The sequence below is a fragment of the Vibrio sp. Vb1980 genome (assembly GCF_033338615.1).
GTDB lineage: Bacteria > Pseudomonadota > Gammaproteobacteria > Enterobacterales > Vibrionaceae > Vibrio > Vibrio alginolyticus.
In genome coordinates, this window is the sequence record NZ_JAWOSZ010000149.1 from 1 (window position 1) to 557 (window position 557).

At 46.9% G+C, this 557-nt stretch carries 1 protein-coding gene; it reads right to left on the bottom strand.

The window, feature by feature from the left end; translation table 11 throughout:
• Window positions 1–557: penicillin-binding protein activator (locus R7F64_RS24230; protein WP_318072197.1), on the bottom strand; the 557-nt coding region annotated here is incomplete at both ends.

Here is a 557-nt window from a genome sequence, read left to right on the forward strand (position 1 = left end):
AAGTGTTAGTTCAGAGCTACGAGCGACAATGTAAACTGCGTCCACATCACGACGACTGCGTGGCTGTGTTTCCAGCTTAATGCGCATGAGCGATTGCATCTGTGCGATACGCTGTTTGCTCTCTTGTAATCCAAAGACGTCGTTAATGTCTTTTTGTAGCTGGCGCTTATCACCAAAGTAGCTTGTTGCGACTTTGTTTGAGCTGTACTTGCTCCATTCTTCATTGAAAGCTTGCACGACACGCTCACCGTAGCTGCCTTTTGGCGCTAGGATCAGCGGGAAGCTATAGCCTTCGCTAAACAAGTATTTTGCAGCTTGAGCCACTTCTTGCTCTGGTGACAACGCTAGGTAGCAAATGTCGGTACCTGGCTGAACATCTTCAGGAATATTCAACGCCAGTGCGGGAATGGCTGGACTGTTTGCTGAACCATCCATTGTGGTTTGCAATAGTTCGACATTTTCTTTTTGCAGCGGGCCGACAACAAAATCGATGTTTTCGTTGATAAGACGTTGTTTCACTTCATCAGCGCTGTACGCATTCGTATCAATGACGGTAA